Annotated in this window: 14 protein-coding genes and 1 pseudogene; 4 read left to right on the top strand and 11 right to left on the bottom strand. The window is 37.2% G+C overall.

The genetic code is table 11. From position 1 onward, the window contains the following. Window positions 1-8 precede the first annotated feature (8 nt). Entirely contained in the window at window positions 9-2,519 is a 2,511-nt protein-coding gene (locus BR72_RS08675; RefSeq protein ID WP_035431992.1) for a UvrD-helicase domain-containing protein, read from the bottom strand. Between the two features lie 329 nt (window positions 2,520-2,848). Between BR72_RS08675 and BR72_RS26345 the strand changes: the two are divergent. Both BR72_RS26345 and BR72_RS08670 read left to right on the top strand, forming a co-directional pair. Further along, a pseudogene (locus BR72_RS26345) lies at window positions 2,849-2,968 on the top strand (IS3-like element ISBce13 family transposase); the annotation flags it as partial. A gap of 415 nt (window positions 2,969-3,383) precedes the next feature. Then, window positions 3,384-4,034, top strand: coding sequence for a Yip1 family protein (locus BR72_RS08670; protein ID WP_035431990.1), 651 nt, complete (start codon window positions 3,384-3,386; stop codon window positions 4,032-4,034). A gap of 781 nt (window positions 4,035-4,815) precedes the next feature. Here the strand turns inward: BR72_RS08670 and BR72_RS08665 are convergent. The 4 genes from BR72_RS08665 to BR72_RS08650 all read right to left on the bottom strand — a co-directional run bounded on the left by BR72_RS08665 (window position 4,816) and on the right by BR72_RS08650 (window position 8,567). Then, on the bottom strand, window positions 4,816-5,991 hold the full coding sequence (locus tag BR72_RS08665) for a DUF4272 domain-containing protein (RefSeq protein WP_035431988.1): 1,176 nt from the start codon (window positions 5,989-5,991) through the stop codon (window positions 4,816-4,818). Window positions 5,992-6,176: 185 nt separating this feature from the next. Further along, a complete protein-coding gene (locus BR72_RS08660; RefSeq protein WP_035432104.1) occupies window positions 6,177-6,422 on the bottom strand; it encodes a GrpB family protein in 246 nt (81 codons plus the stop codon). Window positions 6,423-6,706: 284 nt separating this feature from the next. Next, window positions 6,707-7,708, bottom strand: coding sequence for a serine hydrolase domain-containing protein (locus BR72_RS08655; RefSeq protein ID WP_035431985.1), 1,002 nt, complete (start codon window positions 7,706-7,708; stop codon window positions 6,707-6,709). Window positions 7,709-7,742: 34 nt separating this feature from the next. Next, window positions 7,743-8,567 (bottom strand): MerR family transcriptional regulator, encoded by an 825-nt coding sequence (locus BR72_RS08650; protein WP_035431983.1) that lies wholly within the window; start codon window positions 8,565-8,567, stop codon window positions 7,743-7,745. A gap of 254 nt (window positions 8,568-8,821) precedes the next feature. Between BR72_RS08650 and BR72_RS08645 the strand changes: the two genes are divergently transcribed. Then, window positions 8,822-9,706 (top strand): Rpn family recombination-promoting nuclease/putative transposase, encoded by an 885-nt coding sequence (locus tag BR72_RS08645; RefSeq protein WP_035431981.1) that lies wholly within the window; start codon window positions 8,822-8,824, stop codon window positions 9,704-9,706. Window positions 9,707-9,752: 46 nt separating this feature from the next. On the opposite strand, the gene BR72_RS08640 is transcribed toward BR72_RS08645, so the two are convergent. The 4 genes from BR72_RS08640 to BR72_RS08625 form a co-directional block, all read right to left on the bottom strand. Next, window positions 9,753-10,472, bottom strand: coding sequence for a plasmid pRiA4b ORF-3 family protein (locus tag BR72_RS08640; RefSeq protein ID WP_051957267.1), 720 nt, complete (start codon window positions 10,470-10,472; stop codon window positions 9,753-9,755). A gap of 257 nt (window positions 10,473-10,729) precedes the next feature. Beyond that, window positions 10,730-11,950 carry an L-2-hydroxyglutarate oxidase gene (lhgO, locus tag BR72_RS08635; protein WP_035431979.1) on the bottom strand — a complete coding sequence of 407 codons (1,221 nt, stop codon included), beginning with the start codon at window positions 11,948-11,950 and terminating at the stop codon, window positions 10,730-10,732. 73 nt (window positions 11,951-12,023) lie between these two features. Beyond that, window positions 12,024-12,965 (bottom strand): glutarate dioxygenase GlaH, encoded by a 942-nt coding sequence (gene glaH, locus BR72_RS08630; RefSeq protein WP_177206932.1) that lies wholly within the window; start codon window positions 12,963-12,965, stop codon window positions 12,024-12,026. Between the two features lie 507 nt (window positions 12,966-13,472). Next, window positions 13,473-13,931, bottom strand: coding sequence for a DUF2262 domain-containing protein (locus tag BR72_RS08625; protein ID WP_035431974.1), 459 nt, complete (start codon window positions 13,929-13,931; stop codon window positions 13,473-13,475). 153 nt (window positions 13,932-14,084) lie between these two features. Here BR72_RS08625 and BR72_RS08620 point away from each other — a divergent pair, with 153 nt between their 5' ends. Beyond that, complete coding sequence (locus BR72_RS08620; RefSeq protein WP_035431972.1) at window positions 14,085-14,573, top strand: DinB family protein; 489 nt, start codon at window positions 14,085-14,087, stop codon at window positions 14,571-14,573. A 758-nt stretch (window positions 14,574-15,331) separates the two neighbouring features. On the opposite strand, the gene BR72_RS08615 is transcribed toward BR72_RS08620, so the two are convergent. Together BR72_RS08615 and BR72_RS08610 are read right to left on the bottom strand one after the other, a co-directional pair. Beyond that, on the bottom strand, window positions 15,332-15,691 hold the full coding sequence (locus BR72_RS08615) for a DUF3870 domain-containing protein (RefSeq protein WP_035431970.1): 360 nt from the start codon (window positions 15,689-15,691) through the stop codon (window positions 15,332-15,334). A gap of 27 nt (window positions 15,692-15,718) precedes the next feature. Then, complete coding sequence (locus BR72_RS08610) at window positions 15,719-17,161, bottom strand: aldehyde dehydrogenase family protein (RefSeq protein WP_035431968.1); 1,443 nt, start codon at window positions 17,159-17,161, stop codon at window positions 15,719-15,721. Between the last annotated feature and the right edge of the window lie 17 nt (window positions 17,162-17,178).

The following is a 17,178-nucleotide window of genomic DNA, read 5'->3' as shown; positions in this document are numbered from 1 at the left end:
CAATCATCCTATCTATATCGGGTTAATAATCTTGACCATGTCCAATGGAAAGCGTCATTCTTCAAATTACGCATCAGAATTAACTCATTTTTCGCACGTGTCATCGCCACATATAACAACCGTGTTTCCTCTTTAATTGACTCCGTTTCGTCATACGAAGAAAGACGAGTGAAATAGTCATTATGCCGCATTTCATAGCCAGGTTTGCTAATAGACCAACCTACCATTTCTTTTTTGTCATCAAAAATAATTTTGCTAAATGAAGAAGTAAATGGTCTTTCAGTAAATGGAATAATGACCGTGTGATACTCGAGTCCTTTGGCACGATGAACGGTTAGAATGTGGACACGATTTAAACCTCCACTTGTTGCTTCAAAGGAAACTTCCTCCTCATCACGATTTGTTGCAATCTGTATTTGTAGCCAATCAGCAATTTGATTTAATGAAACAAAATCCTCCGAAAACTTTTGATGAAGCATTTCAAACAATTTCCCAACAGTAAGCTCATATTTTCGCGTTTCATTTTCCGCCTCTTTTACCAGTTCTTCCTCAGAATAGTCTGTTCCATAAGCAACTCGAAGTTCATCTAACTTCCGTGAAAATACCCAGTTGTAAGGCTTTCTTTCTTTTATAATCGTTCTTAATACGGAGAGAACTGGTTGATAGGAAAGACGTTTTTGATATTTTTCAAATGGAAAAGTAGTCGCCTGTTTGAGGATTTCAACCGTTTCAGTTGTATATCTTCCACCCTCTATCAATTCTGGCAACAAGTATTTTTCCACTTGGCCATACGGACCCGCTAAAAGATTCGCGACATATTTACCGTTATTAGGAAATAACAAAGCTAATACAAGGGAATAAAAGTTTCTAACTGGTGGTGAAAGAAAGAAGTCTCCACCTACTTTTAACTTCGTAGGCAAGGGTTCCTGTTCCTCCCTACACCAACGATTAATCATCCTAGCCTCTTCAATTGTCCTCGTTAAAATTGCCAACAGTTCCGGCTTTTCTCCTTGCTTTAAGGATTTATTTAACGCTTTAATTTGTTTAAAACGCTCCTTGATAAATGGCATGATGCTAGTCCTCATATTCTCCTTCGTGTCTTCCCTCTTGTTTTGAATGACAAGTGGCATATCTTCCTGGCCATATTGCATTCCTTGTAATTGATCATGTTTGTCATCATATTGGAGGAATTCTTGCTCTCCCCACCAAGCAAAAAACTTATCCATTTCTATTAATAATTTGTGTGTAGTTCGATAATTTTTATTTAAATAATAATCGTCACTATTGATTGTGATACGGCGCTTCTCCAATGCTTTTTCTAAAATTTCAAAAGCCGTGTGGTTCGCACCCCTAAAACGATAGATAGATTGCTTAGTATCCCCGACAACGAAAAGAACCGAACCAAATGCTTCCTGAATCGTGGCAATTAATCGAATTTGGACATCATCACTATCCTGAAATTCATCAACAAACATATATGAAATCTTCGTAGATAATGTCTTAAAAGCTTCTGCTCCATGATTTTTCCTAATAAAATCAATTTGTCTTGTCAGGTCATTCATCATCACGGCATTGAGCCTCTCTTTTTCTCTATCAAAACGATCTTCCAACTTCCTAATTACCGTCTGAATCAAGTCATTCAATCGTTCATTTCCAGGCTGAGCCTGTCCAAAATTCACCTTATGAATAATTTCATCGGAAGAAAAGCCCTGCTGCTCGAACTTTTCCCAGAAATCTTGAAGAATATCAACAAGTTCATAAAATTTTAACGGTGATAGAATTGATTCAATTACCCCATTCTTTTCTGCAAGCTCAGCTTTAAAATAATTGTTTAACTCTTCCTCTATCCAACGTCTCTTTTCATTCTTAAAACTTCGCAACTGGAGGTTTAACCCGAACCCTCTTAGAGAACCAAGTTCTGTCAACAATGTCTTTGAAAAAGAGTGAATAGTCTTGATACTCATTTCGTTCAGTTCCTCAAGCAGTGATAATAACTGTTTTGATCCTGTCGCTTTTGAACGCAGAAAAAGCTGTTCTCTTAATTTTTTATGCATATTTTGTGCAGCATCTCTAGTAAAAGTAATCATAATAATTTCAGATGGCTTCACCTTTTCTTTCAACAAAAGATAAAGGACACGATCCACCATAACGGTCGTTTTTCCGGTACCCGCTCCAGCCTTGACCATAATATTTTCTTGCAACGGAGCATGTTCAATTTTATATTGTTCAATATTAAACCTCAAAAAAGCGCTTACAATTTTATTTAAGCCTTCATGCATTTTACCATCCGCGATGGTAATAGTTTCATCTATTAAAACATTCTCAATCATGATATTAAATAACTTTGCCTTCTTAAAAGGTTCTAATTCTTGATACGTTCGATTTAAATGAATTTCTTGATTTGTAAATAAAAGGACTTTTACTCCTCTTTTCATTAAGTTGAATAAAAAGTCCGATTCCTGTTCCACTTCTTTCGAATCAGCAAACATGATGTATGAATATTCAATTAGTTGATTCACCACGAATCCCCTTCCCTAGAAACCTTGTCGAAATTATACTCATTCTACTATTATAGTATACTTTTTTCCATATCCTAGCATGAACATTTTTCATATCTTGGTTTGTGCAAAGCAAAAGGTTTTATATAAAGCAAAATTATAAACAACTAAGGAAAAATGAGAATATCATGAATATATAAAGATATTCATATGTATTAAAAAACCACGACTTTCTTCTACAATTAATTCAAAATACGCCAACATATTAACCGAAAACTGAACAACTTCTAATAAAAAACCTCTTAACACTGAAGTTAAGAGGTTGCCAGCAGGAATCCCATGAAAAAAATAAAGCGAACTTAGCACTATTTCAATACATCGAGAGATGGTATAACCGTAAGAGGATTCATAGTAGTATTGGTTATAAAACTCACCAAGCAATAGAAGATTTAGCTAAAAAAGTAGCTTAGATTTAACTTTTTTGTGTCCGAAATATTGACTCAAATCCAAAAGAACAAATTACAAACTAACTAAATAAAGAATAAGAGCCGAATGTTTCTTAGAATAGGAGATTCGGCCCATTTTATGTCGAGATTTGCTTAGCGTACTTTTTCATTAAAGTGTGGGCGGTACTCCATACAGAAACTGACATATAAAAACGCTATCCTTTCTTACAATCCTATAGAAAGAATAGCGTTTTTTGTTTCGATAACGATGTGGCGATACCACAATAAGAAGTTTTGAATTCTAGTTACTATCTCATCAAATGATTGAATATTTACATTTAAATGATCAACTATTTATGTTTTAATATTTCTATGTACATAAAAGGTATAATTGGAAAATTATATTCAATATGTTTTAAGAAAGGGGAATGTTTTTTATATGGAAACTCCAGAAAATCAATTTAAACGTGCACTTAATCCTTGGTTCTCCATTTGGATAAAACCACGTGATACAATGAAAGAAATTTTCATATCCAAACCTAAGAATGTGTTTTTACTTATTTTATTAGGCTTATTCGTACAGGTTTTAGATCGAGCATCTTCCAAAAATATGGCAGATTCAATAAGTAGTCCATTTCCACTAATCTCAATAGTTATATTCAGCACCTTCGTTGGTGCCTTAATTTATTATTTTTTGCTACCCGCGTTATTAAATTGGGTAGCAAAAAAATTTGGTGGACAAGGTGACTTTGAAAAAACACGTTACTCTATTGCCTATTCTTATATCCCTTATGTTTATTCTCTTATATTCGTTTGGGTGCCTTCATTTTTCTTGTTTGGGATAGAAAACTTTACGAGTGAGACACCGAAAATGGATAGTAGCACAACTTTAACGATTTTGTTCCTTATTTTTGGCATAATTGATTTAGTTATTGGAATTTGGACAATCATTATTTCCTTAAAATGTTTAGGAGAAGCACACCAATTTTCAGCATGGAAAGCATTAGTAACAACAATAGTGTCCTTTTTGATTATCATTCTTCCATTGGTAATAATAGTAATACTTATAGCAGGGGTTACAACCCTTTAATAATTTATTTACTTCTTATAGACTTTCCTACTTCAAATTCAGGAAAGTCTATCCCGCTATTCGTGGGCGCGATTGCTAAACAATGAGCAGACGCTATATTACTTGTCTGTTCTATAAATGATTGAATGTAAATAATTAAGAAACCCAGCTCATCTTCTCATGTGAAGGTAGCTGGGTTTTTAAAGTTAGATATGCAAAATAACACTTAAAATATACGTAGGCTCCTTTTTAAGCCTTTTCGTTATACTCATTTTCCATTGTCCCTATAGCAAATATGATTCTGAATCTTTATTTTTTCTTCTTATTTATCCAAACGTTTTCTACGTGCTGTTAGTAATATTGACTTGCTGCGGTGTACTAGTGGTTAACACTTAAAAATAGAGATATAAAAGAATCATCGTGACCACTGAAAAACTTCCATTTTTCCTCTCATAAAACACATGTAAAACAAAAAAGGCGACTTTTCTTTCAAAATTGAACGGAAAGTCGCCTTTCTTTCTATATTTTGTTCCTTTTTTCTTTTAGTAGGTTCATAACACATCACCATCAAGTTAAGAAAAGCAAATACCACAAAACGAAAAAATAAGCTTTTTTGTTACAAGTTATTACAAAATTTCGTTCTGAGGATACTATAAAATTTTAGCTTGATGGGCATCGGGTACCACCAGCATTTTGGAAAAAACACGCTAAGCAAAAAACAACTAGCCCCTCGTAGGAGGTACTAGTTGACGTAAAATTCGTTATCTGAAATAAAAAAGATTTACAGAACAAAGAATATAGATTATGTATCCATGGAGATGCAGTCCCAAGCTTCATTTCTATAACTGATTAGCCAGAACAAGCCTCTTCGTCTTTCAACAACAATACTTTCCTGCATACCAGCAGTTGCTTCTCTCCCATTAATTCTATCATGTACACAGGCCCAATGAAGCCGATAAATGAGGTCGGCCTCGTCCAAAATCTCTTCTGCACTTCGTAATCTTGTTTGTTGATAAAATTCATTAAAAGAACCACAATTAGAAACGAGTTTAATTGCGTAATGACAGTCACAGACCTCTTTTGGAAATTTCAGTGTATTCACGAGACCTATCGACCAAAGTAAAACCCATTGAGCTTCATACTGCCATGCAATCTGTATGGCTTCTTTCTGGTCAGGTTGCTCTGAATTTAGGAAATCTCTTTCCTGCTTCGTTAATGATTCAACCACATCGAATTTTTTCAGCAGCTCCATGACGAACTCTTTGGAAGTTTTCAAATCTCCTTCTTGGGCAACATCACAAGCATATTGTATAACAATCAGCAAAGCTACTGCTCTCTTCGTAATCTCTTCTCGACTTCTCAACTGAATACTTGTCAAAGGCGGCAATTGAGGCAACCCTTCGATATATGGAATCCCTTTATCTTGCAGGTTGCTTATCGATTTCTGCCTTCTTTTTTCCCCATCGATAGAAGTACTTTCCTGTCGCATTATTATCTTCGTACACGCGTGAGGAGTAAATTCTGAAGGACCAGAGGATCCATCTGGAAATACGATTACTTGTCCATCCTTCCCGATGAGAGTACGATCAGGGATAAAACCAATACCGTTTACCTGATTGAGTAACTTAAGGAACAGTTCCACGTAGTCATCACTATAATCCTTCTTCGTCTCTATAGCAATTATGGTATTAATTACAGAAATCTGTGCCAAAACCATCGTCTTAAGGCGTTCTTCTTGAAATGCAATTTGATCGTACATATGCATCATTCCAGGAATATTATTGGAAAAATAATCAGGAGATGATTCTTCAGAATCCACCCGAATAATAATTTTATTTTTGCCAAATAGTCTCTTCGATTGAATAGTATATTCATTTTTATTGCGTACAACCTTGAATCCATTTTGGAAAACTTGAGTAATGAAACCTTCTATATCATTTGTATCGTTCCTTGATGCAAATATCGTGAAAAATCTCAATTTTCCCCCTCCTCTAATGCTTATATTCAACTTAGCTATTAAATTTAGAAAAACAAAAGAACATAATCTGTTTAGCATACTATACGTGACTAATATATTAAACAGCCTTTTTATTATGGCTTGTTCTTCAACTAAAGTCCGTATTAGTGAAATAATCTAATCTATGCTCTTGAGCTTCGATACCACTATTCTCCTTTTGGCTTATAACCGATATCGACCATTGATTTGTTAAAATCATCGATCCGATTAACGTCTCTAACCACAGGCATTATATCAATGATAGGCTTTGCCATTAGTCCGTTTACGGATGTACTGCCAATGTGGTGAATATCAATGATTTCGGGGCCGAATATCTTATGCAATCTATTAGCTTCTTCTTCAAACATTGAAGGCCATTTCTCGTTATATGGATTCGCTTCAACTTTTCTCATTCAGATCCTCCCATTTAATTGTCTTAATTGTTAATATAAATAATTATACTATCCCGTTAAGAGTACCGCCATATGTCCATCAACTTAGCGGTTTTTTAACACCCAAAAACGAAAAAATTGGCTTTTTCATTACAAGTTAGCACAAAATTTCGTTCTGGGGGTAGTTGTATCTTCTTAGCTTGATGGTGATGGGGTCATAACAGCGAATATAGTCATTGCTCCTTGCATACATGGCTATTTTTATAAAGAAAATTTCTCCACTCATCTTTACTAGACTAATAAGTTTAATCTAGCACAGCCGGAATAACACATTCCTTAATCAGCTCCCATCTATCACGAGGATTAAAGATAAATTCAGATGCAATCGCCACAACGAGGTCTTGCTCTGGAACACAACAAATAACATTCTCACCATCGCCTCGTGCTAAGTACGCAAAAATCCCGTCCTCTTCATGTACCCACCACAAATAACCGTAATTATTCGCATTCATCATCGTCGATTCATCAATCCACGTCTTGGAAATAACCTGATTATTGTCCCACATACCACGATTCAAATATAAAAGACCAAAACGCGCCATATCACGGGGAGTGAGCGTAAGTCCCCATCCTCCAGTGGAGTTACCATTTGGATCTTTCACCCACCCTTTCACATTTTTCCCGAATAAGTCCTCAAATCCAAATGAGTTCATTTCATGATCCGGGATTTCTTTCATGCCGATGGGTTTGAATAAGCGTTCGTTAGCAAATTCACGGGCACTTTTGCCCGTGCTGCGAGTGATAATGGCTGAAAGTAGATGTGCTCCTGCGGTGGAATATTTAAACTCTCCAAGTTTTCCTTTTTCACCTAGCATATCGAGGGTATATGTTACCCAGTTTGGTTGTTGGCACAGTTTATCTAGTGGTTCATGCCAGTCCTCAAATGGGTATGGTGCTGTCATGGTGAGAAGATGGCGTATTGTGATTTCCTGCTTTTGGGCAGCATCAGAAACATATTCGGGGAAAAAATCTAGTACTTTCTGATCTACACTTTGAATGTATCCTGCATCTATGGCAATGCCAATGAGGGCAGAAATGATACTTTTCGTTACAGATGCCACATGATGCGTATCATCTGGGCCGTAACCATTATAATATCTTTCGTATGCAATATTTCCTTTTCTCACAACAACAATACCGTTTATATTGTTGTAATCGGATTTTATCGTAGATTCAAGCGCTGAAAGTTTTTCAGGATCCATTCCCAAAATTGCTGGGTCTGCAGTTGGCCAGTCATTTCTTTTCATGATAGATACCTCCTGTTTTATTTAGCGAACGCTGCTATTTTTTCTTCACTGGAAAATACACCTCTGTCACAATATCCTCAGGAACGGTGACTTGATTGGGGTCAGTTATATATACTTCATATGGTGAGTTTATCAATTCATATCCTTCCTTTTCAGTCCATTCCATCAAGTTAGCATATACCGATGTTAATCCTGGATAAGCCCCCTTTAAAACAGACTTTGCACAAAGGCTTCCGGGCAAATCTCTCGTTCCTTTTACAGCCTCTTCTATCGGAATCGCAAACTCTGTATCATTGCCAGCAGGATTGTATTCAGAGCTGTGATAAATCGTCATTGGCTTGCCAAGCAAGGTGAGCTTTTCCGTGGCGATCTTTTCATATAGACTGCTAAAATAGTTTCCGTACCCTGCAGCATAATCATCGCTACTCATCATCTGACGTATGGAAAGGATATTCAGTGGTTTTGTTTCCACAAGTTGTACTTCTATATTGTCAAGGTACGACATAATTGGTATGCCGTTTTCTAAATTGAGAATGTCATTGCTCATTTGGTTTAAGGTATATGCAAAGGCATTTAGCTTTTCCTGGATTTCCTTTCTTTTGCGATGAAGAGTAGAAAACAGTTTCTCTTCTGACTGATCCTCTTCCGATTCCAAAACGGCTTTAATTTCTTCCAGAGAAAAATGATAAGACTTCAAACGGTTGATAAAGAGCATCGTTTTTAGTTGCTTGATAGAATAATACCTATAACCATTTTCAGGATTAATCTCATCAGGGTGAATTAATCCAATTTCATCATAATATCGAAGTGTTTTTGTTGATACTTCGCATATCTTTGAGAATTCTCCAATTGATAGCAAGGGGGCCCCTCCATTTTTCATATTTTTTTACGGATAAAATGCTTTGTTCTATTCTTTTATACAGCTTACCGTAGGGGGAAAGTCAACTGCAATAATACTCCTAACACTTCAAAAAACACTCATGAGAGCATAGTCATCAAGTTAACAAAACAATCCAGATTCCCCCATACAATAAGATTATTTTCACTATTTGCGCATTTCTTTTCACTTCTTGCACAATATAGAAAAGAGGTATAAACAGGGAGAGAAAATCCATGTCCAATCAATTAGTAAATTTACGAATTGATTTTGCGTTTAAACAGCTATTTGGCACAAGTGGTAGTGAAGATATTTTAATCGCGTTTTTAAATGCCATGCTAGCAAACTCTTTAGAGGCTCCTATTTTATCACTTCAATTAGAAGATCCCCATTTACATCGTGAATACGAGGATGATAAGTTATCAATTCTAGATGTATCTGCTACATTAGATACAGGAATAAAAATTAATGTAGAGATACAGTTGAATAATACCCATGATATGATTAAACGTAGTTTATATTATTTGGGGAAACTGTACACTTCACAATTACAAAAAGGTATGCCTTATAGTTCACTTCATCAAACCATTACAATCAACTTATTAAACTTTGCACTGTTCCAAGAGTATGAAGATTTCCACACAACAGGAAAACTATGGAATATGCAAAGACAGAAAGTATTTAGTGAGGATATAGAAATTCATGTTGTAGAAATCCCGAAATTGATGCAACAATGGCGGGAGGAAAAAATCAATCCGTGGAAAGATTCTTTTGTTCGTTGGCTGTTACTATTGCCAGCGAATGAAGATGAACACTTAACACAAACATTGGAGGATATTGCTATGAACCAAGATCCTATTTTACAAAAAGCAATGGATAAGTGGGAGCGTATGAGTCAAGATTCTTCCTTCCGTAAAGAGTATGAAGCAAGGGAAAAAGCCTTAATGGATGAGGCTGCGAAGTTTGCTCATGCACGTAACAAAGGAAGAGAAGAAGGAATTCAACAGGGAAAGATCCAAATGATTCGAGGAATGCATGAAATTGGAGTTTCACTGGAAATGATTGCGAAAGCAAGTAAATTGAGTATCAAAGATATAGAACGTATTTTGGAACAAAAATGAGTGAGTAGTGAGGACTATCTTGGTTTGAGATAGCCCTCCACTACTCCTATCTATTTACAGCATAATGCTTCAAAATACTATTAATAAACTCTATATCAAATTCCTCTGTATCAAATTCGCCGAGCCATTCTATCATCTCTTCATCTAGCTCACCTTCGCCTTTTAAGGCTGCTTGAATTTCACTGTACATGTAAACACCGCCGCAATCTTCGGGCGGACATGCACGCTTTCCTTTTAGGCATGTCGGAACCGTAATTTTCTCATCAATTGGCAATATTTTTTCTAGTACTAGCTCATGCTCCCAATCATCACCGAAGTCATATGTATACAAACATTTTTGCTTTTCTTCTGTGATCAATTCTCCTATTTGTGTCTCTCTAGCATCATATTTTTCCCTTGCAGATGGAAAGAATTCAAAGGAATCATCTAATATCTCAACAAGTGCGTCTTTCGTATCGAAATTATATAAATGAGAGTCTTCCCATCCCATTACAATTTGAATAATAGTGTGTAATTCTTCAAAGGTTACTTGATTATCGATAAGAAACCTTCTCCAAATTGGTGGACGCATTCCCTTTAATGTAATCTTAAATTGATAGATAGCAGGTTGTACGGACTTTTTCTCTCTTCTCTTTGTTACGTCTTGTCCACCAACAAACGCTATAATTTCTGCCAAACGTTCTTTTTCTACAGGTGGCATTACCGTCCAAAGGTCAGTTTTCTTTATCTCCTCAATGAGATCTAATACGATTTTGTTTATTAACATTTTGAAACACCTTCTTTCTTCATATCTTATACGAATCATTATAAACGATTTTTTAGCATATATAATTATTGATTAACAGATTTTTTAATCTACACCGCCTTACTTTTCATCACTATCAATCAATAATGCGATATCGACCACTTTCACCAATATATCGGCGATTCTTTGAATATATCAGCGCTTTTCAGAATATATCGGCGCCTCGACACGAAATAAAGCCCCTTCGACAAATTCCGCCGCACAAAAGAGGCCATCCATCAAGGATAGCCTGCTAATAATCCCGCCGGACTCACTCTATCTGGAACTTGCTCCGCAATCGCCTCGCCAATTATCAAACTAGCTGTCGCTGCCGGGGACGGTGCATTGCAAATATGCATAGAGTTTATGCCTGGAATGATGCAGAAATCATCGACCATATTTCCATTAGAGAGAATCGCCTGCGCCCTTACACCCGCATGAGTTGGGACGATGTCTTTTTCTGTTAGTTCTGGTATTAATCGCTGCAAGCTTTTGAGAAATGATTGTTTGCTGAATGAGCGGATCATTTCTTTCATGCCTTCTTTCATGTTTGGCATGGCCATTTTCCAGAAGCCGGTGTAGGTCATGGTTTCCATGAAGTCTTTTAGGTCAAAGTCTTTTTTTGTGTAGCCTTCTCGTTTGAAGCTTAGGACAGCGTTTGGTCCTGCGTGTACGTCTCCGTTTATCATTCTTGTAAAATGCACACCTAAGAACGGAAAGTCTGGATTGGGTACTGGGTAGATTAAGTGTTTCACGAGATGGCGTCTTTCTGGGATGAGTTCGTAATATTCGCCGCGGAACGGGACGATTTTCATATCTGTTAGTATTCCTGTTTTTTTGGCGATTCGGTCACTATGTAATCCAGCGCAGTTAATAAGAAATTTTGTTTCAAAGATGCCTTTGTTTGTTTCGATTGTAACGAAATCCTTGTGTTCAAAAATTTGTTCTGCTTTTGTTCCTAGATGCACTTCTCCGCCGTTTTTTTCAATGATACGGGCAAAGGCATAGCTGACTCCTTTGTAATCGGCAATGCCGCAAGACGGAACGCGAATTGCACCTAGTCCTTTAACATGCGGCTCGATTTCAGCTAATTCTTCTGGACTAATTTTTGCAATGTCTAAGCCGTTTTGTTGGCCTCTTTCATAGAGATTTTGCAGAAGCGGAATCTCTTCTTTTTCTGTTGCGACAATGACCTTTCCGCACATGTCATAGGCGATTCCGTTTTCTTTACAGAACTGTACCATTGCGGCATTTCCTTCTTTTGCAAATTTTGCTTTGAAGCTGCCTGGTTTATAGTAAATGCCGGAATGGATAACACCGCTATTATGTCCTGTTTGGTGATGGGCCAGTTCGTTTTCTTTTTCAATGATTGCGATTTTGGCACGAGGGAATTTTTTCGTTAAGGCCATCCCTGTTGAAAGCCCGACAATTCCTCCGCCGATAATAATAAAATCGTACATGTTGTTTCCCCTCCTAAAAAATATCTATGTATATTATGAAAGGCAGGCCTTATTTCAAGACCCGCCGCACTGATTATGATTTGGAAAAGCAGCCGCGTTGGCGCATTAACTCTCGATATAAATCTTTATTTTTCTCAAAAGGAGCTCGCCCGTGCATCCAAAATAGGTTATTTAATAGAACTAAATCGCCGACTGGTAATTTTAATGCATGCGTTGCTGGAGAGCTTTCAACAGAGTGCGATAGTTCCTTCAAATAGTTTGCTTGTTCAATGTTATCAGGATAAGCAAATTGATCGATAAAGCAAATACACGGCGCATTATTTACATCAAAAAATGTTTCACGGTGGACGATTTCCTGTGCATTTTTACTTGGCGGTGCTTTATATGTGATTTTGACAGATGCTAGTGAATGACTGCGGAACTTATCAAGTTCTTCCCAGTCATCTAAATGAAGTAAACGTGATTCGCCGCCTACTGCATTCTGTTCTTCGATCTTCATCATTAGCAGCCAATCTGTCGGCTCATCAACAAATGTTCCGTCTGTATGAAGTGTGAATAAGCGATACGCTTGGCGCAAATAAGAGTCACTGCTGTCTGTATCTTTCACGTTAAATCTAGCATAGTACGTCCCTGTCATCGCATCAAAGTTAGGCGTACCAATTAAATGCGTTAATGCCGTCGCAAATTTCACATAATCTTCTGCCGCTGTCGTTTCGCCCTGCACCCCAATGGTAAACCCGCCCGTTTCACGGTCATGAATAATCCCGCGCACATTCTCCATAAAAGATGCCCCAAAGATCTTTCTCATTTGATCAGCAAGATTAAAGCGAGAATAAGGAATATATTGTAATGATTGCTCAGAATACTCTTTTACCTCTTCAAAAAATTGCCCCAGCAATTGCTGATTTAACGCAATATGATACAAACGTTTATGTTCTGGATGAGGCATAATTTCATACCCCTCATATTTCTTCGCAAATTTCATTTTCATTTCTTGTTCCGTAATCATCGATATCTTCCTCCTTAGTCTTGATAAAGTGAAACTTCCCTTTTAAGAGTGTCTTTCTCCTAAAAGGGTTAGCCCTCACCAATCGGGCTTTTACGGACAGTTTTCCCCACCTTCTTCTTTGCTTCTCTCTGAATCTTTAGGTGGGGGTCCTACTGCTCACGAATAGCGGGAAAAACTAAAAAGCCAGTCATACGCATCTACAATATATACATTGTAGAAACGTACAACTGGCTTCAAATTACGAATGTCTTTAATCTCTTAAAGTACAATAATATTAGACAGTTTTTTTATTCAACTATGTGCAAATTAGAAAGTGAAGATCGGATGTAGAGAAGGATTATTTCTCGTATGGATCTTATCACCTTATAAATAAATATTAATTCAAAATTTTCTGAATGTCAATGCGTTTTATTATTTTGTATAGAGCTAATAAAGAAGAATATTTACATATAATTTAAAAGTTGTGAATTAACGTGACCTCGCATTATTCTTGCAACTTTTATCTCATTACAACTACACATCCGCACTTAATAACTTGTAATCATTATCAAAATAAGCATGTATCCTGTGCCCACCAAATAAATCTCCATCATGATATTCACAGTATATATCATTTTCTCTAATTTCGATGTCATAGAGAATAATTGCTTTTTCAAATTCTTCTTTAGTCACATCATACTCCCCTGCATCTACAGCATCCCAATTTAAATGTTCATCATTCTCATCATACTCAGGCCAAAAATCATTTTTGTAATCAATCAATTTCTCTGCTATGGCTAATTTAGCCTTTTTATCAAATTCTTCTATACATAAAAAAAGCTTCTCTGCTCTTTTAATCACTTCATTAACATCTACATATTCATTTCTAATGTCCAATTGCCAATGTATTTTCCCCTTATTTTGCTCATATATTTTACAAGTCTCATTGAAGGTAAACACTCCAATTAATTCACTTTGTATTGATTTTTTCATCTCCTAATCTCCTTTCTATTCATATAAGCCTCCATTGATTATATCGACACTTTCTTGCATGTTCAACAATCGGGCCATTTAACGGAATAACGAAGGAGAACTCAAAAGAGCGCCGAAATAGAAAAGATATAATTAAAAGGGAGTGTGACTGATATGTCTCATGCTAAAGATGTTTTGGTCGATCAGTTGTTAGCGAATGCGAACAACCCTAGCTTTTACATTCCATTTTCGGAATCAGTAGCAAACTTGTCAGAGGAAGAAGCGTTTTGGAAACCCAACGATGAAAGTAACAGTATCGCTGAAATTGTGCAACATCTACTTTACTGGAATGAGACATGGCAAAAGAGGTACGAAAAATCTCATGTGAATGCTGTTGCACCAATAGGTGATAATAATAAAAGCTTTATTGTTACGGAAAACAAAAGATTTGCTGACTTAAAAAAGTGTCTTCTAAAGGTTATGCTTCAGTGGCAAGATCTACTAACTGAAGAAAAGGTAGAAAGTGAAGTGAATGGTTTCCCAGAGACTGCAAAGTGGTGGGGGCTACTAGGAAATATATCCACGCATAACGCTTACCATATTGGACAAATTGTTTACATCCGAAAACAACTACAAAAAGGCTGGAAAACTAGTATTAAATGAGAAAGTGAGACAACTTACATTCCTTGTTCAGTAATCGGGCCAGATTGTGGAGGATCATTTTAAAAGAAAATTGGATAGTAGCAAATATAAAGTGAAACTTTAATCAGTGGGGGTTTTCTTCATCCCCCACTGATTATTAGCCCTCACCAATCGGGCTTTTACAGGCAGTTTATCTCCCGCCTAACTTCTTCAGAAAAGCGGAAGCGGCTCGTTCAGAATCGCAGGACGTTGGAGCACAAGGCGGAGAGGCGATTTTTGCCTCGTCTGAGGGGGCGAAACGGCCGGAGATTCTAGCCGCTAGAGCTGGACAATGCCTTCGCTGAATTTTGAGGTGGGAGTATTACTGCCCACGAATAGCGGGATAAATAATTAAGTAGTCGTTGTTCAACTATCGGGCGTGATTATGAAACAAAAGGTAAAAGGGGTGATACATACTAGTCATGTATCACCCCTTTTACTTTTTATGTCTTGATAATGTTTCAAACAACTCTATTATCACTTAACAGATTTATTTTCCTTATCTTGATCTTGACTACATACTTTACACATCTTACACAGTTTCGTAGTTTTTACGCATTCCCTTTTTCCCTTTAGATTTCCACTTGATTTCCCCATTTTCCTGCCCCCTTATTTTATGAAAATAAAAGAGCCAGTTATATTCCGCTCATCAAATAAGCTAGAATACAACTGGCTCTCATTTACGAACGCTCTTCTAAAATCGAAGTGCAATAAACTCGACAGTTTCATATATTTAAAGACTATTTTACCGGAGCAATCTCCTCATACTCCTCCGGCGGTTTTTCGCCGTTTACATAACTTGTATATTGGCGGTACAAGTCCTTTAAAGCGCTAATAATCGCATTTTGCGCTTTTCCTTGATAATGATAGGATATTTCTTCGATGATGTCATCAATACCATCTTGTAAACTATATCCTCTTAAAATTTGTGAAATAAAGTCCCGCCCGTGTCCTGTTGCAAGGGTACATGACGATTCGATAATTACGTGATATTTGTGATCTGCTTCTATTGTAATTGTTAGTGTTTCATAGACGCTGCGCACAGCCATCCCTTTCGGAAGTCTCGCATGTCCTGCCATGAAAAAAGTTCCTTTACGCATGTTCATCCCCCATTATTATGTTGTTTATTATACTTGATCTACATATACTGTCTTGATTCTTGTATAAAATTCTGCAGCTGCTTTTCCTTGTTCGCGCGGCCCAGCACTAGAGTGTTTCATTCCGCCAAACGGAACTTGCGGTTCTGCTCCTGCTGTTTCTGAGTTGACGTGAACCATTCCGACTTCCATATCATCAATGAATTGCTGGACCAGGCTTAAGTTATTTGTACAGATCGATGCGCTTAGCCCATATTCTGTATCGTTCGCTAGATGAATCGCTTCCTTATAATTGTTCACTTTAAATAAACAAATAACAGGACCGAATATTTCTTCTTTCGCAATGCGTGCATCGTGTGGTACGTTTTCAAAAATAGTCGGTAGCACATAACATCCTTGTTGTAATTCTTCTTCTGTTGGTACGCTTCCTCCGCAAAGCAGAGAAGCTTCGTTCTTACCAGCTTCAATCATCGATAAAACAGATTGCTGCTGATTTTCAGATACACATGGGCCCATAAATGTATCTTGTTCTAACGGATTACCAACTGTAAGAGACTCTGTACGCTGCACAAGTTGATTGCGAAATTCCTCATAGATTTCCGCTTCCACGATAATTCTACTTGTCGCGGTACATTTTTGTCCTGTTGACATAAATGCTCCTTTGATCGCAATCTCTACTGCCTTATGAAGATTAGCATCGTTTAAGACAACGAGTGGGTTTTTCCCGCCCATTTCTAATTGCACCTTTTTCCCACTTTCAGTAGCTGTTTGTTGAATGGTTTTTCCGACGCTATTTGAACCAGTAAAAGAAATTGCTTTTATATCCGGGTTTTCTGTTAATTCCGTTCCGACTACGGAACCTTTTCCAAAGACACAATTGATAACGCCAGCAGGAATCCCCGCCTCGTGAAAAGCATTTACGAGGTGGTATACGGATTTCGGTGTAATTTCAGCCGGTTTTATGACAACGGTATTTCCGTAAATGAGTGCCGGAGCCATTTTCCATGCTGGGATGGCAATTGGGAAATTCCACGGCGTAATTAATCCTACTGGCCCAACCGCTACCCGCTTACTGTAGAGCATCGTTTTCGGATTAGCCGACGGGATGATTTCTCCCACCGGCTGATTTGCTTCTCCTGCATAGTATTCGAGAATGCTAATTGCTCGCTTCGTCTCTCCGATTCCTTCAGTAAGTGTTTTTCCTTCTTCACTCGTCAAGTCATGACCGATTTCCGTCACTCGTTCTTTTAAAATCGCCGCTGCTTTCCATAAATAACTTGCCCGCTCTTGAAACGATAACCTTTGCCAATTATGAAAGGCTTCTTTCGCAGAGGCAATGGCTGCTTGTGTATCTTCTGCTGTGCTTAATGGAAATTCTCCTAATACTTCTCCATTATGCGGATTATAGTTTTTTGAATATCGCTGAGTAGACGTCTCTTTCCACTGCCCATTTATATAATTGAAAAACTTCATTCTGCTACCCCCAACTA

The organism is Bacillus sp. UNC322MFChir4.1 (genome assembly GCF_000746135.1).
Classification (GTDB): domain Bacteria; phylum Bacillota; class Bacilli; order Bacillales; family Bacillaceae_G; genus Bacillus_A.
Note: the sequence above shows the minus strand (reverse complement) of the source record. Positions and strands in the feature narration are given on the sequence as shown.